Below are 20,183 nucleotides of genomic sequence, written 5' to 3' on the forward strand. Positions count from 1 at the left end.
CCCGCCCCCGCCGCTAGGGTCGCCGGAAGGATTTGACGGCCCGCCCCGGCCTGCAGGGCGCGCCGTGCCAGAGGCGCAGGCAAAGGAACACGGACGCATGAAAACCCATGCACAGGCAGTTGTCATCGGCGGCGGGCTGGTCGGCTGCTCGATCCTCTACCACCTGGCGAAACTCGGCTGGAAAGACGTGGTGCTGCTGGAACGCGACGAGCTGACCGCAGGCTCCACCTGGCACGCGGCGGCCAATATCCACGGGCTGCACGACAACAACAACGTGACCCGTATCCAGCACTACACGATGAACCTGTACATGGAGCTGGAAAAGGAAACCGGACAGGGCTGCGGCGTGTTCCAGCCGGGGTCCCTGTACCTGGCCAAGACCGAGGAGCGCGAACACCAGCTGCGCCTGCAGGAGGCCAAGGCGAAATACTACGGCCTGAATTTCCATGAGGTCAGCCGCGAGCAGGCCAAGGAACTGCACCCGCTGGCCCAGTTCGACGACATCCGCTGCATCATGTTCGAACCCGACGGCGGCAATGTCGACCCTTCGGGCGTGACCATGGCCTATGCCGCCGGCGCCCGTGCCATGGGCGCCCAGATCGAACGCTTCTGCCCGGTGATCGGCACCGAACAGCAGCCCGACGGCAGCTGGATCGTGAAAACCGAAAAGGGCGACATCCACACCCAGTGGGTGGTGAACGCAGGCGGCTTGTGGGGGCGCGAAGTTGCTGCCATGGCAGGCCTCACCCTGCCGCTGCAGCCGACCGAACACCAGTATTTCGTCACTGAATCCATCGACGAGGTCGCCAAGCTGGGCCGCCGCCTGCCCTCGATCGCCGACCGCGACGGCGAATACTACTTCCGGCAAGAAGGCAACGGCTTCCTGATCGGCGCCTATGAAAAGGACATGCGCTTCTGGGCCGAGGACGGCACCCCTCTGGACTTTGCCCATGAGCTGTTCCCCGACGATCTGGACCGGATCATGGAGAACGTGATCCGCGCGACTGAGCGGGTGCCCTGCGCCGAGACCGCCGGCGTCAAGCGGGTGATCAACGGCCCGATGATCTGGTCGCCGGATTCCAACGCCATCTGGGGCCCGGTGCCGGAGCTGAAAAACTACTTCTGCTGCACCGGCATCATCCCCGGCTTCTCCCAGTCCGGCGGCCTCGGCCTGCTGGCAGCCCAATGGATGATCGAGGGCGAGCCGCAGTACGACATGTTCGCCTGGGACCTGGCGCGCTTTGGCGACTGGGCCGACAAGAAATTCACTAAGGCCCGCGTCGAGGACCAGTACGCCCACCGCTTCGCGATCCATTTCCCGAATGAGGAACGCAGCGCCGGCCGCCCGGCCCGCGTGCGCCCCGCGTATGAGATGCAAAAGGAAATGGGCTGCGTATTCGGCCTGAACTGCGGCTGGGAGCACCCGTTGTGGTTCTCCGGCACCCCCGGCACCACCGACACCAACAGCTTCACCCGCCAGAACTGGTGGGAGCCTGTGGGCCGCGAGGTGAAGATGCTGCGTGAGAACGTAGGCGTGATCGACATCTCGAACTTCGCCAACTACGTGATCAAAGGCCCGGGCGCGTTTGAGTGGCTGGACAAGCTGGTCGCCAACAAGGTGCCGACCGAAGTGGGCCGCAGCTGCCTCACCCCGCTGATCTCGGTCCGCGGCGGCGTGGCCGGCGATTTCACCATCACCAAGGTGGCGGATGACGAATACATGATGGTCGGCTCCGGCATGGCGGAACGCTACCACCAGCGCTTCTTCAACATGATTGAGCTGCCGGAAGGCACAACCTTTGAGGTCGCCACCAACCGCATCGCGGGCTTCAACGTCGCCGGTCCGAAATCGCGCGACATGCTGCAGCGGCTGACCAATGCGGACCTGTCGAACGAGGCTTTCCGCTTCATGCGCTCGCGCACCATCGACGTCGCTGGCGTCGAGTGCCTGGCAATCCGCGTCTCCTTCACCGGCGACCTGGGCTGGGAACTGCACTGTTCTGAGACGGACCAGGTCAAGCTGTACTCTGCCCTGCTCGCGGCCGCCGCAGAATTCGGCGGCGGTCCGGCTGGCGGCCGTGCATTGGGCAGCTTGCGGATCGAGAAGGGCTACGGCTCCTGGGGGCGCGAGTACAGCCAGGAATACTGGCCGCAGGAGGTTGGCCTGGCCGGTCTGATCAAGCTGGACAAGGACTTCCTCAACAAGGACGCCTATCTGAAGGTCAAGGACAACGCCCCGCGCGAAGTGCTGTCGGCCTTCGAGATTGAGGCGGTGAACGACGCCGACGCCTCCGGCGGCGAGCCCATCTTCACCCCCGAAGGCAAGCCGGTGGGCCGGGTGACTTCGGGCGCCTACGGTTATTCGGTCGGCAAGTCGCTGGCGCTGGGATATGCCAACCCGGCCGTTGCCAAGCCGGGCGATGCGGTCGAGGTCTATATCCTCGGCAAGCCGCACAAGGCGCGCATCCTGGAAGCGGCGGCCTTCGACCCCTCCGGCGCGCGGCTGCGGGCCTGATGGAAACAGCAAAGCCGCCCTTCGGGGCGGCTTTTCTTTGGCGGCAGCGGCTGAGGGTCAGAGCGGTTTCATCCCGGCCTTCAGCCATTCAGCAAATGCGGCCTCATCCACATCGCCGGTGGCCAGGTCCTCCATCATCCGCACGCCCTCCACCGGATCCGGGCGGAACTGGTAGCCATTGAGCCGCAGAAAAGTCACGGCAGTCACAAAGGCCGTGCGCTTGTTGCCGTCAACGAAAGCGTGCGCCTTGGCAATGCCGAACGCATAAGCCGCGGCAACCTCCGCCACGCCTGCATCGGAATACGCCGCCAGGTTCATTGCACGGGCGCAGCCCATCTCCAAGAGCGCCTTGTCGCGCATCCCCGCGGCGCCGCCATGGCGCGAAATCTGCCGGTCATGGAAGATGGTCACCGCCGCCAGCGGCACCCAGATGTATGTGCTCACGCCAGCGCCTGAAGCAGGTCGCGGTTTTCGTCCATCACGACTTCGGCGGCGGCCAGCGCCTCGGCCACCGAGGGGTCATGCGCCATCACCTTGAGGCTGCCGTCATCGCCGCGCACCACAAACAGCGTATCGCCTTCCTTGGCATCCAGCATCGTCAGCATCTCTGTCGTCAGGGTGATAACGGCGGAGTTTCCAACTTTTCTGATCTTGGTCTCAATCATTGGCAGGCCTCATGTATATATACCCGTATATACGCGAGACGCCGTCAGAATTCAATGCAGCCGCAGTCCGCACGGTCCGGCTACGGCTGCATCTCTTCCGCGGCCTTCAACAGCCAGCTCTTGAAATGCTTGACCGAGGGCGTCGCCGCCTTGTCCTTGAAGGTGGCGAAATAAGTCCAGGGGCAATCAAGGTCGAAGTCGAAAGGCTCCACCAGCCGCCCGTCTTCCACATGGGAACGGACCAGTGTTTTCGGCAGCACTGCGCAGCCCAGCCCGTTGGCCGCAAACTCCACCCCCATGTTGGAGGAATTGGTCTGCAAACCGCCCTTCAGTTCGATGCCGGAAAGCCCGAAATGCTTGGCAATCTTCTCCCAGTAGACCGGCCGCCCCAGGATGTGGATCAGCCTGGCCTCCGCCAGTTGTTCCGGCCGGGTCAGGGCCGCGCCCCCGGCCTTGTAGTCCGGCGCGCAGACCAGCGCCAGCTTTTCGTCCCACAGCTTGACCGCCGGCCCCATCACGTCATCCACGTGGTTGATGGTGATCGAAATGTCCGAGACATTGGTCTCCACATCCACCCAGATCGTGCTGTGGATGGTCAGGTCGATATCCGGATGCGCTACCGAAAACCCCTCGATCACCTTCAAGAGCCAGCGTTCCGCCAGGCTGACGGGGCAGGAGATCACCACCTCCCGCTTGTGGCTTTGCGAAATCAGCAGCTGGGTGGCTGAATCAATCTCCTGCAGCGCGTGGCGGACCGAGGGCAGATAGGCCTCGCCCACATCGGTCAGCGACAGCGACCGCGGATGGCGCACGAACAGCGGCCGGCCGATGAATTCCTCCAAGCTGCGGACATGGTTCGATACCGCCGACTGGGTGCAGTTCAGCTCATCCGCCGCCGAGGTAAAGCTGAGATAGCGCGCCGCGGCCTCAAAAGAGCGCAGGAAAGTCAGATGGGGGAGGTTTTTCATCAACAGGTCCGCTGGCGGTTTCGGGACCATGTTCCCATGCAATGGATTGGGCTGCAATTCCAAAGGGATCACGCCCCGAGAGAGGCTAAAAGCGACGTCTAGCACGCATTTCGCGAAATAAAGCGGCCCTATGACCCCGGTTTATTTGCGGGTCAGCTGCCGCCCCTGCCCCTAGGCTTTGGCAAACCTGTACAAGTGGACCGCCCAAATGACCGATACATTCAACCGCGTTGCGGACTTCACCTTCGGCCTTTCCCCCGGTGATCTGCCTGAAACCACCCGCGAGGCCGCGGCGCTGATGTTCCTGGACACGCTGGGCATTGCCATCGGCGCAGGCCCGATGGAGGCCGGCTGCATCGCCCGCGGCACCGCCGCAGCGCTTTATGGCTGCGGTGAGGACGGCTTCGGCGCCCGGATGATGTTCGACGGCCGCCGGGTCAGTGTTGCAGGCGCCGCCTATGCCGCCGCCACCGCAACCGACAATCTGGACGGCCACGACGGCTACTACCCGACCAAGGGCCACATCGGCGTGGTTGTGATCCCGGCGATTGCGGCCTTGGCGGAAACGGTGCCGGATTTCTCCGGGCCGGAGGCGCTGGCGATCACCACCCTGGGCTATGAACTGGCAGGCCGCGCGGCGCTATCGCTGCATGCAACCGTCAGTGACTACCACACTTCCGGCGCCTGGAACGCGCTCGGCGTGGCGGCGATGGCCGCCCGTATGCGCGGCCTCAGCCGGGATCAGCTGCGCCAGGCGCTGGGGATCGCCGAATTCCACGGCCCGCGCAGCCAGATGATGCGCGAAATCGCCAACCCCACGATGCTGCACGACGGCTCCGGCTGGGGCGCGATGGCAGGCATGTCGGCAGCTGTGCTAGCGGAAAAGGGCTTCACCGGCGCGCCCGCTATCACCATCGAGGAAGACCGGGTGGCCCCGCACTGGGAAGACCTCGGCAGCTTCTGGCAGATGGAGCATCAGTATGTGAAGCCCTACCCGATCTGCCGCTGGGCCCATGCGCCGATCGACGCCGTGCGGCAGGTGATGCTGGAACACGGGCTGAGCCACGAACAGATCGCCAAGATCCACATCAACACTTTCCACGAAAGCGCCTGCCTCTATCCGGGCCTCCCCTCCACCACCAGCCAGGCGCAGTATTCGCTGGGCTTTGCCGTCGCCATCCAGGCCGCATACGGGCGGATCGGGGTGGAACATATCTCCGGCCCCGCCCTTGCCGATCCGCTGGTGGCCTCGATCCATGACCGCATCACCGTGGCAGAGGCTGCGCGCCACTCCGCCCGCTTCCCGGCCTGCCGGGTCGCCGATGTGGTGGTGACGCTGACCGACGGGCGGGTGTTCGAGACCGGTGATGTCCACGCCCGCGGCGGCCCCGAAGCGCCGTTTTCGCAGGACGACATCGTGCGGAAGTTCATGGAATTCGCCGCGCCTTCGCTGGGCGAGGCCCGCGCCGGTGCCATCCGCGATGCGGTACTGGGTTTCACCGCTGAGGGCAGCAAATTCTCCGATCTTGGCCGTCTCATCTATGACGCGCCCGAAAACTAAGCCTCGAACCTGACCAGAAAGACAGACACATGGCACGCGACAGACGCGGCGGCGGGCGCCGCGGCAAATCAGGCCGCTCCGGCGGCAGTATCGACCAGCTTCCCTGGCAACAGGTGAAAAACACCTACCCGGCGTTTGAGCTCTTGAACCCGGAGCAGATGGACCAGCTGCACGCCACCTCGATGCGGATCCTGTCGGAGGCAGGCATCCGGGTGATGGGCGAAAACGTGATGGGCATTTTCGAGGCCGCGGGCGCCATTGTGGACCGCGAGACCAAGACAATCCGCATCGACGAAAGCATCATCACCGAGGCACTGAAGACAGTGCCGACGGAGTTCACACTGACCGGTCGCAACCAAGACAAACGGATCACGCTGGGCGGCAACAATGTGACCTTTGGCCTGGTGGCAGGTCCGCCCAACGTGCATGACTGCGTGGGCGGGCGGCGGGCCGGAAACCTCACCGATTACCAGAACTTCATCAAGCTGGCGCATCACTTCAACGCCATCCACCTGATCGGCAACCAGGTGACCGCGCCGCTGGAGCTGCCCGCCAACAACAGGCATCTGGATACCTATCTAGCCAATATCACCTATGCAGATCTCTCGTTCCATTGCTCAGCCATCGGCCGCGGCCGGGCGCTGGACGGGATAAACATGATGGCAATCTCCCGCGGTCAGACGCCGGAAGAAATGAAGGATGATCCGGGCGTGATCACCATCATCTCGGTCAACTCGCCGCGGTTGTTTGACGATGCAATGGGCGACGGGCTGATCGCCATGGCGGAGCACGGCCAGCCGGTGACGGTGACGCCCTTTACCCTGATGGGGGCGATGACGCCCGTCACCCTGCCAGCCGCCCTCGCCCAGCAAAATGCCGAGGCGCTGTTCGGCGTGGTGCTGACCCAGCTGGTCACCCCCGGCACCCCGGTGATGTACGGCTCCTTTACCTCCAACGTCGACATGCGCAGCGGCGCGCCCGCCTTTGGCACGCCGGAAAACGCCAAGGCCAACATCGTCGGCGGCCAGCTGGCGCGGCGCTACGGCATTCCCTACCGGACCTCCAACGCCAACGCCTCCAACACAGTCGACCTGCAGGCGGCTTATGAAACCATGATGGCGACCTGGGGCGCGGTGCTGGGCGGCGCCAATATCGTCTATCACGCGGCCGGCTGGCTGGAGGGCGGGCTGACCGCGTCCTACGAGAAGTTCATCCTGGATGTGGAGATCATCCAGAACATGATCGAGTTCCTGAAGCCGATGAAATTCGACACCGATGAGCTGGGCTTTGACGCCATCCAGTCAGTGCCTACCGGCGGCCACTTCTTTGGCGCCGAACACACGATGGCGCGTTACGAGACCGCCTTCTACCGCCCGCTGCTGTCGGACTGGCAGAATTACGAGAACTGGGAGGCGGCAGGCGCGAAGGACGCGCTAAGCCGCGCCACCGGCCTCTGGCAGCAGGCATTGCGGCAGTATGAGGAACCCGCAATGGACCCCGCTGTCCGCGAAGAACTGGATACCTATGTCGCCAGGCGCAAGGAACAGATCGGCTCCGGCGAGCCGTGAAGGAAAGGGTGCGAGGGGCCGGCCCCTCGCACTCCCCGGAGTATTTCGGGAAAGATGAAACCCTGCGTGCTTCAGCCGAAGTGCAGGGTTTTCACCTCCTGGTAATCCTCCAGCCCCAGCATGCCGCCTTCGCGGCCATTGCCGGACTGCTTGTAGCCGCCAAACGGCGAGCCGTAGTTGAAACCGCCGCCGTTGATGTGAACCGCACCTGCGCGCAGCCGCGCGGCGACGCGCTCGGCCCGCTCCGGATCGCCGGTCTGCAGATAGGCGGCGAGGCCGTAGGGCGTGTCATTGGCGATGCGGATGGCGTCTTCCTCATCCTCGAAGGGGATGATCACCAGCACCGGGCCGAAGATTTCCTGCTGGGCGATGGCCATGTCGTTGGTCACATCGGCAAAGACGGTGGGGCGCACGTACCAGCCGGTGTCCAATCCTTCGGGCCGTCCCAGCCCGCCCGCCAGCAAGGTGGCGCCCTCGTCGATGCCTTTCTGGATCATCGCCTGCACCCGGTCGTACTGGATGCGGTCGAACATCGGGCCGATGTGGTCGCCTTCCTGTGCCGGATCGCCCACCTGCTGGCCCTCGGCTGCGGCCTTGGCGATTTCCAGCACCTGATCGTAGCAGCCCCGCTCCACCAGCATCCGGGTCGGCGCGTCGCAGCTTTGGCCGGTGTTGTACATGCATTCCAGCACCGAGGCGGTGACTTTCTCTTCGAGGTCCGCATCAGCAAACACCAGGTTCGGGGACTTGCCGCCCAGTTCCAGCGTCACCCGCTTGACGGTGTCGGCGGCGTCCTTGGAGACCGCGATGCCCGCCCGGGTCGAGCCGGTGAACGACATCATATCAACGTCCGGGTGGCGCGACAGGCCCGCGCCCACCGTCGGCCCGTCGCCGTGGATCAGGTTGAAGACGCCTGCCGGGTAGCCCGCATCATGGATCATCTGCGCATAGACGGCCGCCGACATCGGCGTATGCTCCGACGGTTTCAGCACGCAGGTGCAGCCCGTCGCCAGCGCCGGCAGCACCTTGAGCGCAATCTGGTTCACCGGCCAGTTCCAGGGCGTGATCAGGCCGCAGACGCCAATCGGCTCGCGCACCAGGATATCGCCGTTCGGCAGCGTCTCGCGCAGCTCCTGGGATTTCAGCGCCTCCAGGATGCCTTCCAGATGCCCGATCCCTGAATCGGCCTGCGCGTCCCGCGCCATGGTGATCGGCGCGCCCATCTCGGCGGACATGGCCTGCGCCAGTTCCTCGCGCCGGTCCCGGCTGATTTCCAGCAGGCGTTCCAGCAGCGCAATCCGTTCGCCGCGCGAAGTCTGCGAGAAGCTGGCGAACGCCGCCTTGGCCGCTGCCACCGCAGCGTTCACATCCTCCTCATCCCCCAGGATGATGGTTCCGATCTGCTGTTCCGTGGCCGGGTTCAGCACCGGAAATTCGCGGGCCGAATGCGGCGACACCCAGGCGCCGCCGATGTAGAATTTCTGCAGGTCCATCTGGCGGTTCTCCCTCTCACGTTTCAGTTGCGGCCCGGACCCGGCAAAGCACAGCCGCCCCGCCGGCCAGCGGTTCTGGCTTGGCACCCTGCCCGCCTTTTGGCGCCCAGAATAGGCCAAAACCGCCAGAAGATCGCCTTTTTCCGCGCGGCCTGCATGTGGGCTGTGCGCATCAGTGGCCGGCAAACAGGCTGCGCACCGCAGGAACCGTTTCGCGGCGCGCCTTGCCCCGGCTATGCTGGCTCAAAGCCCGCTAATAAGGGCGCCCAGAGGCAGAACATGAGCAGATCCCATTGGACAGCCCGTTCCGTGCTGCTGGCCGGTTGCGTCTTGTGCAGCTGCACCATCGTCGGCGTGGACTATCACCGCCCTGATTTTGCGGTGCCCGCTGCCTATTACCAGTCCCGCACCTATGCCACCGCCAAAGGCGCAAGCGAAACCTGGTGGCAGCAGCTGAACGATGCCACGCTGAACCGGCTGGTGGCGGCAGGGCTGCAGCAGAACCTCGGCCTAATGGCGGCCAAGGAACGGCTGAAAGCCGCAGAGGCCCTGCGCCGCGGCTCCGGCCGCCCGCAGCAGGCCAGCGGCGGCCTGGATGCCAGCTCAACCTTCTCGCGCCGGGAATCCGATGATGGCTCCAGCAACACCGACGCGGCCCAGCTCAGCGCGACCTATGTCTTTGACCTGTTTGGTGAGTTCCAGCGGCGTTCCGAACGCGCAGTTGCCGACCGCGATGCGCAGTTCTACCAGATGGCCACCACCCGCCTGGCGGTCATCGACGCCATCACCCGCACCTATATCCAGGCCCGCTTCTTCCAGCGCGGCGCCGCCGTCACCCGCAAGACCATCCAGCTGCGCGAGCAGATCCTGGCAACGGTGATGGAGCTGCAGGAAGCCCGCGCGGCCCTGGCGCTGGATGTGGAGCGCACCAAGCTGCAAGTGGTCAGCGCCAAGGCGGATCTGCCCGCCTTCATTGCCAGCTACGAAGCATCGGTCTTTGCCCTGGCGACCCTTCTGGACCGCGACGCCTCAGAGGTGTTTGCAATGATGCAGGGCAGCTCCGGCCAGCCCTACCCGGCGACCCAGCCGGAACTGGGGCTGCCCGCCACCCTGCTGCGCAACCGCCCCGACGTGCTGCTGGCCGAGGCCCAGCTGCGCAGCGCCACCGCCGATATCGGCGTCAGCGAGGCAGAGCTGTACCCGTCGCTGGAGATCACCGGATCGGTTCAGGCCGTACGCGGCGTCAACGATCTCTACTCGATCGGCCCGGAGCTGAACCTGCCGCTGTTCAACCGGCCGGTGCTGCGCGCCTTCCACCAAAGCGCCATCGCCGAGGCCAAGGCCACCGAGTTCGACTACCGCGCCGGAGTGCGCGCCGCCGTGGAGGAGGTCCAGGCCCAGCAAAGCAGCCTGCGGGCCGCGCGCGAGCGGGCCGCTGCCGAGGCCCGTGCCGTCAGCCTCGGGGTCAAGGTTGCCGATCTGGCGCGCGAAACCTTCCGCGCCAGCGAGATCACCCTGTTCGACCTGCTGAACACCGAAGAGGCGCTGCGCGACAACGAGCTGAACCTGATTACCGCGCGCCGCGACCTGGCGCTGGCCTGGGCCGGCCTGCAGATTTCACTGGGCAAGGGCTGGGCGCCGCAGCAGGATCCGGACAGCGCCGTTGTTCTGGTGAAAAAACCGGACCAGGCGGAATAAGAACCCTGCATCGCAGGGGTGCGGGCGGCTGGCTTCAGGCCTGCGCCTCGCGCTCCATCTGCTCGACCATCTTGCGCGCGCGCTTGCACTGCAGCTTGTCGCGCAGCGGGCTGTCGGGGTCGATGTCCTTGGAGCAGACCACGCATTTGTCGGCGCCCGAGATCGCATTCAGGCCGCCGCAGCTGCCCTTGATCTTCTTGCCCATCAGGATCACCCCCAGCGACATGCCCAGGGTGACGATCAGCAGCAGGATGAAGGCCAGAAGAAAGGTGCTCATGGGTGGTCCCTCGCAGGATGGCTTGGCGCGGCGTCAGTTTGCGGTCAGCGCCTCAAAGGCGCTGCTGGCCGCTGTCATATAGGCATCCGCGCCGGCTTGCACGTCCCGATCAATGAAAAACACGGCAAGTTTATGCTCTTCCGCAAGCTTCAGCCCGTTTTCGCGGCCCAGAACCAGCATTGCGGTGGCCCAGGCATCGGCCAGCATGGCATTTTCCGCAATCACCGTGACCGAGGTGGTGCTGTGCGTCACCGGCCGCCCGGCCACCGGGTCCAGAATATGGGAATAGCGCCTGCCCTCATATTCGAAGTAGTTGCGGTAGTCGCCCGAGGTCGCCAGCCCCAGGTCGCTGACCGGCACGATCAGCTGCACGGTCTGCGCCGCCGCATCCGGTTTCTCGATGCCGATGCGCCAGGCTTCGCCTTTGGCGTTTTCGCCCTTGGTCACCAGATCGCCGCCGATCTCCACCATGTAGTTCTCGACACCGAACCCCTGCAGGGCTTCGGCCACCGCATCAACGCCATAGCCCTTGGCGATGGCGGACAGGTTGATGCCGGTTTCCGGTGCCGACTTCCGCAGCGTTCCGGCGTCCGCATCCAGCGTCAGCAGCCGCGCCTGGCCGACGCCCTCCAGCGCCTTGGCAATGGCCTCATCCGACGGCACCGGGTCCTCCGGCTTGCGCGGGCCGAAGCCCCACAGCTCGATCAGCGGTCCCAGGGTCACGTCGAACTTGCCGCCGGTCTTGGCATGCACGTCGTTGGCCGCCGCCAGCACATGGGCAAACTCCGGCGACACCCGCACCGGCGCAGTGCTGCGCGCAGCCGAAAAGGTGGAGACCTCCGACGCCGGATCCCAGTTCGACATCTTGGCATTGACCGCTGCCAGGATGCCTTCCACCGCGGACCCCAGGGCATCGGGGTCCAGATCCTCGCCAATGGCGACCACGCTGTAGGTGGTGCCCATGGTCTGGCCCGACAGGCGCACCTCTTCCGGCCCGCTGCCAAACCAGCAGCCGGACGCCAGCAGCACCGCGGGCAGGATCAGGGCAAGCAGGAACCTTCTGTGCATCGGGCAACCTCCGGCAGCAAAACTGGTGCTGCTATGCCCCTGCCCCGCGGCGGAGTCAAACAGGGCGTCAGGCGGGGTGTCAGAACTTCAGCGGCAGAAAAGCCAGCGCCAGCAGGCCGATCGCGGCAGGCACCCCGTAGAGCCAGGCCCTGAGCCGCGCATTGGGCGCCTCGGACTTCCAGTTCTGCCGGTACAGATGGCCGCAGACCACCACCACGAACACGGTCAGCGCGCCGGTCACGGGGGTCAGGTAGAGGTTTTCGAACATGTTGTTTTCCGGCCCTTGTTAGCGCTCGCGTCATTTCGCCCCTTCCCGGATCGCAATCCGCCGCTAAGATGGGGTCATGACCTGATGCAGGATAGGAGGAGACCCCGCGCATGGCACCGTTCTCATACCAGCCTCCGACACGGGGCGACAAGGCCGGGCAAGCCAGCCACAGCCAGTCGCCCGAGTCGAATTTGTCGCATGAGCAATCAACCGTGGCCAAACTGCTGGACGCCAAGGGCGATGCGATTTTTTCGATCCGTCCCAATGACACCATCGGCCACGCGGTGGAGGCGCTGCGCGACAAGCGCATCGGCGCACTGGTGGTGACCGACCAGAACGGCGCGCTGCAGGGCATCCTGTCGGAGCGCGACATCGTGCGGCGGCTGGCGGAAACGCCGGGCCACACCCTGCCGCAGCTGGTCGAGGACATCATGACCCGCGAGGTCACCACCTGCGCGCCGGAGGATCTGCTGATCGACGTCGCCAAGGTGATGAACGAAGGCCGCTTCCGCCACCTGCCGGTGGAGAAAGACGGCCATCTCTGCGGCATGATCACCGTGGGCGACGTGGTCAACTTCCGCCTCAAGGAGCTGGAATACGAAGCCCTGCGCATGAAACAGATGATCGTCGGCTAGGCCGGGTCTCCAACCACGGCGGCCTGTTACGGGAACGGGCCGCCGCCGGTGTCCTTAAGCAGCTCCAGAAAGACCTCCAGGTCCTCCGCTGCCGCCAGCGGCGCCATCGCCTGTTTGATCGCGGCGCCGTAGAACTCCCACATCTGCAGGCGCAGGGCGGCGCCGGCTTCGGTCAGATGCAGCAGCTTGCCGCGGCGGTCCTGTTCGAACACGGTTTCGCGGACCAGCCCCCTGGCCACCATCTGGGCCAGAATGCGCGACAGGTTGGATTGCTCGAACAGCAGGTTGCGGGTCAGCTCATAGGCCCGAACGCCGTCCTCCCCGGCCATTTCGATCCCCCACAGCACGTCGTACCAGCGCAAGCTTGGCAGCCCCGCCTCCCGCAGCTTCGCCTCCATGTCCCGGTGGGTTTGCCGGTGCGCGCGGTTCAGCAGAATCCAGATTGCGGTTTCGCGTTTGTTTGGTGTCATGTCCGTTCACGAGTCAGTGAGTGTGCAGGCCTGAAACATAATTGCCTGTGGATACACTCCAATAGATGCCATAGCATCTATACCGGGTTCAATGCATACAGTCCGCCCGAAGTTCACAATTGCACCAAGACTGAAATCAGACAGGGATACCGTCATGATGATCAAGATTGCTCCCCTCGCAGCCGCCGCATTGCTGGCAGCCCCCGCCGCCTTGGCCGCAACCTACAAAACCGACCAGGGCCATACCGAGGTCCACTTCAGCTGGAGCCATGCAGGGGTATCGGTTCAAAGCGGTGAATTCACCCAAGTGGACGGCACCTTGGAACTCGACCCGGAAAACCCGGAAGCGGCGTCCCTGAACGTGACAATCCAAACGGACAGTCTTGCCACTGGTTTCGGACCGCTGGACGATGACCTTTCCAGTGCGAATTTCCTTGAAACAGCGACTTACCCGGAAATCACCTTTGTCAGCACCAGCGTGGAAAGAACCGGCGAAAACACGGCCAACGTCACCGGCGACCTGACCATTCACGGCACAACGCAGCCGGTTGTGCTGGAAACAACAATGACCCATTTCGGGGACCATCCGCTGGCTGGGGTTTTTGACTACTACAAGGGCGACTGGGCCGCGTTTGAGGCCACCACCACCATCGATCACCTGGCCTTTGGCGTGGGCGGGTTCTCAACCGGCCCGATCAGCATCCGCATCGTCACCGAGATGAAAGCGCAGTAAGCGCCCGCCTTACCGGTGCACGGGGGGTGTACAGGCGGTGCACGCATGGCACCCCCGGCCCGGTTCTGAGAACAGCAAAAAGCCCCGGATGTTTCCACCCGGGGCTTTCTGATTTTGCGGTCTCTCCGGCTCAGCCGCCGAAGTCGTCCAGCATGATGTCCTCGCGGTCCACGCCCAGGTCCAAGAGCATGTTGATCACCGACTGGTTCATGATCGGCGGGCCGCACATGTAGAACTCGCAGTCTTCCGGCGCCGGGTGGTTCTTGAGGTATTCCTCGTACAGAACGTTATGGATAAAGCCGGTGTAGCCTTTCCAGTTGTCCTCCTGCTGCGCGTCGGACAGGGCGACGTGCCATTCGAAGTTGTCGAACTCCTCGGCCAGCTGGTCGAAGTCCTCGACAAAGAACATCTCCTTCTTCGAGCGCGCGCCGTACCAGAAGCTGATCTTGCGGTTGCGGTTCTCCAGCCGCTTCAGCTGGTCGAAGATGTGGCTGCGCATCGGCGCCATGCCGGCACCGCCGCCGATGAAGACCATTTCCTTGTCGGTCTCGCGGGCAAAGAATTCGCCGAACGGGCCCGAAATGGTGACTTCATCGCCCGGTTTCAGGTTGAAGATGTAGGACGACATCTTGCCTGCCGGAATGTCGGTGCTGCCCGGCGGCGGCGAGGCAACGCGGACGTTCAGCATGATGATGCCCTTCTCGTCCGGGTAGTTCGCCATCGAATAGGCGCGCTCGACCGGCTCATCCACAACGGATTTGTACTGCCACAGATTGAAGCGGTCCCAATCCTCGCGGTACTCCTCCTGGATGTCGAAGTCGGTATAGGCCAGCTGGTGGGCGGGGGCCTCGATCTGGATGTAGCCGCCGGCGCGGAAGTTCACGTCCTCGCCTTCGGGCAGTTCCAGCACCAGCGCCTTGATGAAGGTCGCCACGTTGTCGTTGGAGCGCACCTTGCAGCGCCATTTCTTGACGCCGAAGACCTCTTCGGGAACTTCGACTTCCATGTCCTGCTTGACCGCAACCTGACAGGACAGGCGGTCGCCGCAGGCGGCCTCGCGCTTGGTGATGTGGCTTTCCTCAGTCGGCAGGATCGAGCCGCCGCCGGAATGCACACGCACCCGGCACTGGGCGCAGGTGCCGCCGCCGCCGCAGGCAGAGGGGACGAACAGTTTCTCTGCCGCCAGCGTCTGCAGCAGCTTGCCGCCCGCAGGCACCGAGATGGTTTTTTCACCGTTGATGGTGATGTTGACATTGCCGGACGCGACCAGGCGGGAGCGGGCGGCCAGAATGATGGCCACCAGCGCCAGCACGATCAACGTGAACAGGACAACGCCGAGCGAGAAAGTTTCCATAACTTCAGACGCTCCTTACAGTTTGACGCCGCTGAAGGACATGAAGGCCATCGCCATCAGACCCGCGGTGATAAAGGTGATGCCCAGGCCCTGCAGGCCGTCCGGCACGTCGGAATACTTCAGCTTCTCGCGCACGCCCGCCATCGCGGTAATCGCCAGCGCCCAGCCAAAGCCGGAGGAGAGGCCGTAAGTGGTGGCTTCCGCGAAGTTGTAGTCGCGTTCCACCATGAACAGCGAGCCGCCGAGGATGGCGCAGTTCACCGTGATCAGCGGCAGGAAGACCCCCAGCGCGTTGTAGAGCGGCGGGAAATACTTATCGAGGATCATCTCCAGGATCTGCACCATCGCCGCGATCACCCCGATATAGGAGATCAGGCCGAGGAAGGTCAGATCGACATCCGGGAAACCCGCCCAGGCCAGCGCGCCGGGTTTCAGCAGGTAGGTCAGCAGCAGGTTGTTGGTCGGCACGGTGATGGCCTGCACCAGCATCACCGAAATCCCCAGACCCAGCGCGGTGGAGATCTTCTTGGACACCGCGATGAAGGTGCACATGCCCAGGAAGAAGGAGAGCGCGAGGTTCTCGACAAAGATGGCCTTAACGGCGAGTGAAATCAGCCCTTCCATCAGTGCGCCTCCACATTCTGGATTTTATATTCACGCTCTTCGACCTGGTTCGGCTTCCAGGTGCGGAACGCCCAGATCAGAAGGCCGATCACGAAGAACGCCGAGGGCGGCAGCAGCAGCATGCCGTTCGGCACATACCAGCCGCCGTTGTTCACGGTTTCCAGGATGGTGATGCCGAACAGCGAGCCGGAGCCGAACAGCTCGCGGATGATACCCACCAGCATCAGGATCAGGCCATAGCCCATGCCGTTGCCGAGGCCGTCGATGAACGAGGCCACCGGCGGATTGCTCATGGCGAACGCCTCGGCGCGGCCCATCACGATACAGTTGGTGATAATCAGGCCAACAAAGACCGACAGCGTCTTGGAGATCTCAAAGGCATAGGCCTTGAGCACCTGGTCCACCAGGATCACCAGCGAGGCGATGATCACCATCTGCACGATGATCCGGATCGAGCTGGGGATCTGGTTCCGCAGGATCGAGATGAACATCGACGAGAACGCGGTCACGAAGGTCACCGCCAGGGTCATCACAAAGGCCACCTGCAGAGAGGAGGTTACTGCCAGCGCCGAGCAGATGCCCAGAACCTGCAGCGTGATCGGGTTGTTGTCGACCAATGGGTCGACCAGCATGTCTTTCTTGGTCTGCGCCATTAGAGCTCTCCCGCTTTAAGGGCGGCCAGGAAGGGTGCATAGCCCTCTTCGCCCATCCAGAATTTCACCAGGTTGTCCACGCCGACAGAGGTCAGCGTCGCACCGGCCAGCGCATCAATGTGATGCTCCGGCCCGGCCGGGCCTTGCGCCTTGGCAACGCTGATCTGCAGCGCGCCGCTTTCGTCATGCAGCTTCTTGCCGCTCCACAGGGACTTCCAGCGCGGGTTGTCCACCTCGGCGCCGAGGCCCGGGGTTTCGCCGTGCTGATAGAACTGCAAGCCGAAGATGTCATTGCCGTTTTCCTCAACCGCGATGAAGCCGTAGAGGGTCGACCACAGGCCATAGCCGTGGATCGGCAGGATCACCTTGTCCAGATCGCCGTTTTCCTCGCGCAGCAGGTACACGGTCTTGTAACGCGACTGGCGGCCGATGCCCGCAGGGTCATTGTCCAGCGCGCGGCTCAGCTCCGGGTCCTGCGCGGCGGCCAGATCGTCAAAGCTCGCGGCGTCGAACTGGTCGGTGAACTGGCCGGTTTCCAGATCCAGCACCTGCGGCTCAAAGGCGGCGAAGGCTTCGGCCACGTTCTGGCCCGGCTCGTAAAGGCCCGCGACCTGAAGAACGTTCAGCTGCTTGTCGCGCTTCTTGTTGATCTCCTGCACCGGGCGCAGGGACACCGCGGCGGTGGACACGATCATCGAAGCCACCAGGCAGACGGCAACAGCGATGAACAAGGTTTTGCCGACCGAGTCCGGCGATGCGGTGAGGAAGCGGCCGATCAGGCCCTTGCTTTGGGTATCAGCCATGGCGGCGCGCCCTCCGTTTGATGTTGGCCTGCACGACGAAGTAGTCGATCAGCGGCGCAAAGACGTTGCCGAACAGGATCGCCAGCATCATGCCTTCGGGGAAGGCCGGGTTCAGCACCCGGATCAGCACCACCATCACGCCAATGAGGGCACCGTAGATGTAGCGGCCCGCGTTGGTGTGCGACGCCGAAACCGGCTCGGTCACCATGAACACCAGGCCGAAGGCATAGCCGCCCAGCACCAGGTGCCAGTACCACGGCATCGCAAACATCGGGTTGGTCTCGGAGCCGATCAGGTTCAAGAGCATCGAGAAGGCAATCATGCCAACAAGGCAGCCGACGATCAGGCGCCAGTTGGCAATTTTGGTGAACAGCAGGAAGCCCAGGCCGATGGCACAGGCCAGCGTCGAGGTTTCGCCAAAGCTGCCCTGGATGGTGCCAAAGAACGCGTCCGACCATTCGATGCCCTTGGCGGCCAGCGCCTGCACGCCGTCGGCGGCGGTCACACCCAGCGCGGTCGCGCCGGAGAAGCCGTCAACCGGGGTCCAGACAGCGTCGCCCGACATGTTCGCCGGATAGGCGAAATACAGGAACGCACGGCCCACCAGCGCCGGGTTCAGGAAGTTCTTGCCAGTGCCGCCAAAGACTTCCTTGCCGATCACCACGCCGAAGATGATGCCAAGCGCCACCTGCCACAGCGGCGCAGAGGCCGGCATGATCAGGGTGTAGAGCATCGAGGTCACAAGGAAGCCCTCGTTCACCTCATGGCCGCGGACGGTGGCAAAGATCACCTCGAAGATGCCGCCCGCAACCAGCGTCACGATGTAGATCGGCAGGAAATACAGGAACCCGTGCGCAATATTGGCCATCGGGCTCGCCGCATCCAGCGAAATCCCGAACATCTGCAGCAGCGCAATCCGCCAGCCGGTGGCCGCGTCGGCGCCAAGCGCGGCAATCGCCGAGTTCGCCTGATAGCCGGTGTTCCACATGCCCCACAGGATACAGGGGATGGTGGCGATCACCACATAGGTCATGATCCGTTTCATATCGACATATGAACGGGCATGCGGCGCCACGGTGGTGACGGTTTTCGGGGTGTAAAGGAAGGACTCCACCATCTCGTAGACGGGGAAGAGCTTTTCGTATTTGCCCCCCTTCTCGAAATGCGGCTCGATCCTGTCAAAGAAGCTGCGCAATCCCATCCGGCTCAGCCCTCCTTTTCAATCTTGGTCAGGCAGTCGCGCAGCGCCAGCCCGTATTCGTACTTGGCCGGGCAGGCAAAGCCGACGAGGCCCATGTCCTCTTCGTCGAGCTCCAGCGCACCCAGCGCCTGTGCGGTGTCGGTGTCCATGACCAGCAGCGCGCGCAGCAATTGCGTCGGCAGGTAGTCCTGCGGCATCAGCCGCTCAAAGGTGCCGGTGGGCACCATCGCCCGGCGGCCGCCGTTGAGGTTGCTGGTGAGGTTGAACAGCTTGCGGCTGAGTGCCGAGCCCAGCACCGGCTGCACGGCGTATTTGCCGGGCATCGGGCGGATCCAGCCCAGCGGGATCTGTTCGCGGTCTTCCTCGATGATGGCAACTTGGCGGGCGAAGCGGCCAAGGAACGCCAGCGAACCGGCAGCCTGGCGGCCCGACAGGATCGAGCCGGAGATCACCCGGACCGGAGCATCGGCAGCAATCTCGCCGCGGGTCAGTTCATCGGTGGAGGCGCCCATGACGGTGCGGACCAGACGGGGTGCGCGCGCAGCGGGACCGGCGATGGCAACCACGGTGGAGGGATCCAGGTGGCCGGTCATCAGCAGGCGGCCGATGGCGATCACGTCCTGATAGGAAATCGTCCAGACCTGATCGTCCGCGCGGACGGGATGCAGGAAATGGATGTGGGTGCCTGCCAGGCCAGAGGGATGCGGGCCGGAGAACGCGGCAGCCTCAACCCCGGCAATGCCGGTGCCCGGAATGCTGTCGCCTGCCTTCTGGCACAGGAAGGTGGTGCCATCGGTCAGGAGCGTAACGGCCTTGAGGCCCGCCTCAAACGCCTCAGCCGCATCATTGATGATCACCGCGGCATCACCGGCCAGCGGCTCGCTGTCCATCGCGGTCACGAAGATCGCGGCGGGCTTGGACCCCGGCTGCGGCATCTTGGAATAGGGACGGGTGCGGAAGGCGGTCCAGAGACCCGCGGCGCACAGTTTCTCGGCCAGCCCTTCGGCAGTGTCCGCATTGCCGGTGGCAGAGAAATCAATGCCGGTGTCGGCAGCGTCCGAAACTTCGATCACCACGCTTTCCAGCACCCGGCGGGCGCCGCGGTTGATCGCCACGACCTTGCCGGTCATCGGCGCAACCATCATCGCGGCCTCGGCATCCTTGTGGCAGAACAGCGGAGTTCCGCGGCGGACCTCCTCGCCTTCCTGCACCAGCATGCGGGGCTTGAGGCCCACAAAGTCGGGGCCCAGCACGGCCACCGAGGTGATGGCGGGACCTTCGTGGATCACCTGCTCCGGTGCGCCTGTCACCGGCAGATCCAGCCCCTTTCTCAAGTTGAATGTCTTCATATTTGCGCTACGTCCCTCCAACGCCGAATCCCGAGGCGGTTCTTACCCCGTTCCGGCAGCGGCGGCAAAGAAAACGCACAAAATGCCGTTTTCCGCACATCCGCACAGCCTGTCCTGATTTCCGGCGCACTCGAATCAAATTCGGCACCGAATAGCAAGGCCGCCACCCGGCCCGTCCTCCAATTTCCTGTGCACTGCGCGCTTTTATCAGACTGTTGGCGCTCACGGGTCTTGGGAAACCGTCAAAGCAGGCGGGCGGAAACGGCAACAGCATTCCGGC

At 64.0% G+C, this 20,183-nt stretch carries 20 protein-coding genes; 6 read left to right on the forward strand and 14 right to left on the reverse strand.

The annotated features are described in order from the left end of the window. The first annotated feature begins 97 nt into the window (after positions 1-97). Positions 98-2,515 carry a GcvT family protein gene (locus LHL23_RS15250; RefSeq protein ID WP_226430523.1) on the forward strand — a complete coding sequence of 806 codons (2,418 nt, stop codon included), beginning with the start codon at positions 98-100 and terminating at the stop codon, positions 2,513-2,515. A gap of 57 nt (positions 2,516-2,572) precedes the next feature. Here the strand turns inward: LHL23_RS15250 and LHL23_RS15255 are convergent, their stop codons facing one another. From LHL23_RS15255 to LHL23_RS15265, 3 genes are all read right to left on the reverse strand, one after another. Then, positions 2,573-2,959, reverse strand: a complete 387-nt coding sequence (locus LHL23_RS15255) for a type II toxin-antitoxin system death-on-curing family toxin (protein ID WP_222482233.1) — start codon at positions 2,957-2,959, stop codon at positions 2,573-2,575. Next, positions 2,956-3,180, reverse strand: a complete 225-nt coding sequence (locus LHL23_RS15260) for an AbrB/MazE/SpoVT family DNA-binding domain-containing protein (RefSeq protein WP_174148499.1) — start codon at positions 3,178-3,180, stop codon at positions 2,956-2,958. Before LHL23_RS15260 ends, LHL23_RS15255 begins: the two co-directional genes overlap by 4 nt. An 80-nt stretch (positions 3,181-3,260) precedes the next feature. After that, on the reverse strand, positions 3,261-4,148 hold the full coding sequence (locus tag LHL23_RS15265; RefSeq protein ID WP_226430524.1) for a LysR substrate-binding domain-containing protein: 888 nt from the start codon (positions 4,146-4,148) through the stop codon (positions 3,261-3,263). Positions 4,149-4,356: 208 nt separating this feature from the next. On the opposite strand from LHL23_RS15265, the gene LHL23_RS15270 reads away from it, so the two are divergent. Beyond that, positions 4,357-5,709, forward strand: a complete 1,353-nt coding sequence (locus LHL23_RS15270) for an MmgE/PrpD family protein (protein ID WP_226430525.1) — start codon at positions 4,357-4,359, stop codon at positions 5,707-5,709. A gap of 29 nt (positions 5,710-5,738) precedes the next feature. Then, the gene (locus LHL23_RS15275; RefSeq protein WP_226430526.1) at positions 5,739-7,277 is read left to right on the forward strand and encodes a trimethylamine methyltransferase family protein; all 1,539 of its coding nucleotides are present in this window, start codon (positions 5,739-5,741) and stop codon (positions 7,275-7,277) included. Positions 7,278-7,348: 71 nt separating this feature from the next. Here the strand turns inward: LHL23_RS15275 and LHL23_RS15280 are convergent, their stop codons facing one another. Further along, the gene (locus LHL23_RS15280; protein ID WP_226430527.1) at positions 7,349-8,770 is read right to left on the reverse strand and encodes an aldehyde dehydrogenase family protein; all 1,422 of its coding nucleotides are present in this window, start codon (positions 8,768-8,770) and stop codon (positions 7,349-7,351) included. Between the two features lie 279 nt (positions 8,771-9,049). Here LHL23_RS15280 and LHL23_RS15285 point away from each other — a divergent pair, with 279 nt between their 5' ends. Beyond that, the gene (locus tag LHL23_RS15285; RefSeq protein WP_226430528.1) at positions 9,050-10,468 is read left to right on the forward strand and encodes an efflux transporter outer membrane subunit; all 1,419 of its coding nucleotides are present in this window, start codon (positions 9,050-9,052) and stop codon (positions 10,466-10,468) included. Between the two features lie 34 nt (positions 10,469-10,502). On the opposite strand, the gene nqrM is transcribed toward LHL23_RS15285, so the two are convergent. The 3 genes from nqrM to LHL23_RS15300 form a co-directional block, all read right to left on the reverse strand. Continuing rightward, positions 10,503-10,745: a (Na+)-NQR maturation NqrM gene (gene nqrM / locus LHL23_RS15290; protein ID WP_222482227.1), complete on the reverse strand. Its 243-nt coding sequence runs from the start codon at positions 10,743-10,745 to the stop codon at positions 10,503-10,505. Positions 10,746-10,778: 33 nt separating this feature from the next. Further along, entirely contained in the window at positions 10,779-11,813 is a 1,035-nt protein-coding gene (locus tag LHL23_RS15295; RefSeq protein ID WP_226430529.1) for an FAD:protein FMN transferase, read from the reverse strand. A 79-nt stretch (positions 11,814-11,892) separates the two neighbouring features. Continuing rightward, positions 11,893-12,081, reverse strand: coding sequence for a hypothetical protein (locus LHL23_RS15300; protein WP_222482225.1), 189 nt, complete (start codon positions 12,079-12,081; stop codon positions 11,893-11,895). Between the two features lie 110 nt (positions 12,082-12,191). Between LHL23_RS15300 and LHL23_RS15305 the strand changes: the two genes are divergently transcribed. After that, on the forward strand, positions 12,192-12,716 hold the full coding sequence (locus LHL23_RS15305) for a CBS domain-containing protein (protein WP_222482224.1): 525 nt from the start codon (positions 12,192-12,194) through the stop codon (positions 12,714-12,716). Positions 12,717-12,742: 26 nt separating this feature from the next. Here the strand turns inward: LHL23_RS15305 and LHL23_RS15310 are convergent, their stop codons facing one another. Further along, positions 12,743-13,186 (reverse strand): MarR family winged helix-turn-helix transcriptional regulator, encoded by a 444-nt coding sequence (locus tag LHL23_RS15310; protein WP_222482223.1) that lies wholly within the window; start codon positions 13,184-13,186, stop codon positions 12,743-12,745. 154 nt (positions 13,187-13,340) lie between these two features. On the opposite strand from LHL23_RS15310, the gene LHL23_RS15315 reads away from it, so the two are divergent. Continuing rightward, positions 13,341-13,919 carry a YceI family protein gene (locus tag LHL23_RS15315; RefSeq protein ID WP_226430530.1) on the forward strand — a complete coding sequence of 193 codons (579 nt, stop codon included), beginning with the start codon at positions 13,341-13,343 and terminating at the stop codon, positions 13,917-13,919. A gap of 130 nt (positions 13,920-14,049) precedes the next feature. On the opposite strand, the gene nqrF is transcribed toward LHL23_RS15315, so the two are convergent. The 6 genes from nqrF to LHL23_RS15345 are packed head-to-tail and all read right to left on the reverse strand — an operon-like array spanning position 14,050 to position 19,903. Next, on the reverse strand, positions 14,050-15,273 hold the full coding sequence (nqrF, locus tag LHL23_RS15320; protein ID WP_226430531.1) for an NADH:ubiquinone reductase (Na(+)-transporting) subunit F: 1,224 nt from the start codon (positions 15,271-15,273) through the stop codon (positions 14,050-14,052). Between the two features lie 15 nt (positions 15,274-15,288). Beyond that, positions 15,289-15,897 carry an NADH:ubiquinone reductase (Na(+)-transporting) subunit E gene (gene nqrE, locus LHL23_RS15325; RefSeq protein WP_019296950.1) on the reverse strand — a complete coding sequence of 203 codons (609 nt, stop codon included), beginning with the start codon at positions 15,895-15,897 and terminating at the stop codon, positions 15,289-15,291. Continuing rightward, positions 15,897-16,550 carry an NADH:ubiquinone reductase (Na(+)-transporting) subunit D gene (locus LHL23_RS15330; protein ID WP_039180203.1) on the reverse strand — a complete coding sequence of 218 codons (654 nt, stop codon included), beginning with the start codon at positions 16,548-16,550 and terminating at the stop codon, positions 15,897-15,899. Before LHL23_RS15330 ends, nqrE begins: the two co-directional genes overlap by 1 nt. After that, the gene (locus LHL23_RS15335; protein ID WP_226430532.1) at positions 16,550-17,353 is read right to left on the reverse strand and encodes a Na(+)-translocating NADH-quinone reductase subunit C; all 804 of its coding nucleotides are present in this window, start codon (positions 17,351-17,353) and stop codon (positions 16,550-16,552) included. The genes LHL23_RS15330 and LHL23_RS15335 overlap by 1 nt, the downstream gene beginning before the upstream one ends. Continuing rightward, positions 17,346-18,554 (reverse strand): NADH:ubiquinone reductase (Na(+)-transporting) subunit B, encoded by a 1,209-nt coding sequence (locus LHL23_RS15340; RefSeq protein WP_222482219.1) that lies wholly within the window; start codon positions 18,552-18,554, stop codon positions 17,346-17,348. Before LHL23_RS15340 ends, LHL23_RS15335 begins: the two co-directional genes overlap by 8 nt. A gap of 5 nt (positions 18,555-18,559) precedes the next feature. Continuing rightward, positions 18,560-19,903 carry a Na(+)-translocating NADH-quinone reductase subunit A gene (locus tag LHL23_RS15345; RefSeq protein ID WP_226430533.1) on the reverse strand — a complete coding sequence of 448 codons (1,344 nt, stop codon included), beginning with the start codon at positions 19,901-19,903 and terminating at the stop codon, positions 18,560-18,562. Positions 19,904-20,183: the final 280 nt, after the last annotated feature.

It is taken from the genome of Leisingera sp. McT4-56, assembly GCF_020514995.1.
Taxonomy (GTDB): Bacteria; Pseudomonadota; Alphaproteobacteria; order Rhodobacterales; family Rhodobacteraceae; genus Leisingera; species Leisingera aquaemixtae_A.

Bases quoted from the DNA above. Each gene is read 5' to 3' on its own strand.
- LHL23_RS15335 (WP_226430532.1), bottom strand. From the start codon at position 17,353: ATGGCTGATACCCAAAGCAAGGGCCTGATCGGCCGCTTCCTCACCGCA.
- LHL23_RS15345 (WP_226430533.1), bottom strand. From the start codon at position 19,903: ATGAAGACATTCAACTTGAGAAAGGGGCTGGATCTGCCGGTGACAGGC.
- LHL23_RS15315 (WP_226430530.1), top strand. From the start codon at position 13,341: ATGATGATCAAGATTGCTCCCCTCGCAGCCGCCGCATTGCTGGCAGCC.
- LHL23_RS15275 (WP_226430526.1), top strand. From the start codon at position 5,739: ATGGCACGCGACAGACGCGGCGGCGGGCGCCGCGGCAAATCAGGCCGC.
- LHL23_RS15310 (WP_222482223.1), bottom strand. From the start codon at position 13,186: ATGACACCAAACAAACGCGAAACCGCAATCTGGATTCTGCTGAACCGC.
- LHL23_RS15305 (WP_222482224.1), top strand. From the start codon at position 12,192: ATGGCACCGTTCTCATACCAGCCTCCGACACGGGGCGACAAGGCCGGG.
- nqrM (WP_222482227.1), bottom strand. From the start codon at position 10,745: ATGAGCACCTTTCTTCTGGCCTTCATCCTGCTGCTGATCGTCACCCTG.
- LHL23_RS15300 (WP_222482225.1), bottom strand. From the start codon at position 12,081: ATGTTCGAAAACCTCTACCTGACCCCCGTGACCGGCGCGCTGACCGTG.
- LHL23_RS15250 (WP_226430523.1), top strand. From the start codon at position 98: ATGAAAACCCATGCACAGGCAGTTGTCATCGGCGGCGGGCTGGTCGGC.
- LHL23_RS15280 (WP_226430527.1), bottom strand. From the start codon at position 8,770: ATGGACCTGCAGAAATTCTACATCGGCGGCGCCTGGGTGTCGCCGCAT.
- nqrE (WP_019296950.1), bottom strand. From the start codon at position 15,897: ATGGAAGGGCTGATTTCACTCGCCGTTAAGGCCATCTTTGTCGAGAAC.
- LHL23_RS15295 (WP_226430529.1), bottom strand. From the start codon at position 11,813: ATGCACAGAAGGTTCCTGCTTGCCCTGATCCTGCCCGCGGTGCTGCTG.
- nqrF (WP_226430531.1), bottom strand. From the start codon at position 15,273: ATGGAAACTTTCTCGCTCGGCGTTGTCCTGTTCACGTTGATCGTGCTG.
- LHL23_RS15340 (WP_222482219.1), bottom strand. From the start codon at position 18,554: ATGGGATTGCGCAGCTTCTTTGACAGGATCGAGCCGCATTTCGAGAAG.
- LHL23_RS15330 (WP_039180203.1), bottom strand. From the start codon at position 16,550: ATGGCGCAGACCAAGAAAGACATGCTGGTCGACCCATTGGTCGACAAC.
- LHL23_RS15265 (WP_226430524.1), bottom strand. From the start codon at position 4,148: ATGAAAAACCTCCCCCATCTGACTTTCCTGCGCTCTTTTGAGGCCGCG.
- LHL23_RS15285 (WP_226430528.1), top strand. From the start codon at position 9,050: ATGAGCAGATCCCATTGGACAGCCCGTTCCGTGCTGCTGGCCGGTTGC.
- LHL23_RS15270 (WP_226430525.1), top strand. From the start codon at position 4,357: ATGACCGATACATTCAACCGCGTTGCGGACTTCACCTTCGGCCTTTCC.
- LHL23_RS15260 (WP_174148499.1), bottom strand. From the start codon at position 3,180: ATGATTGAGACCAAGATCAGAAAAGTTGGAAACTCCGCCGTTATCACC.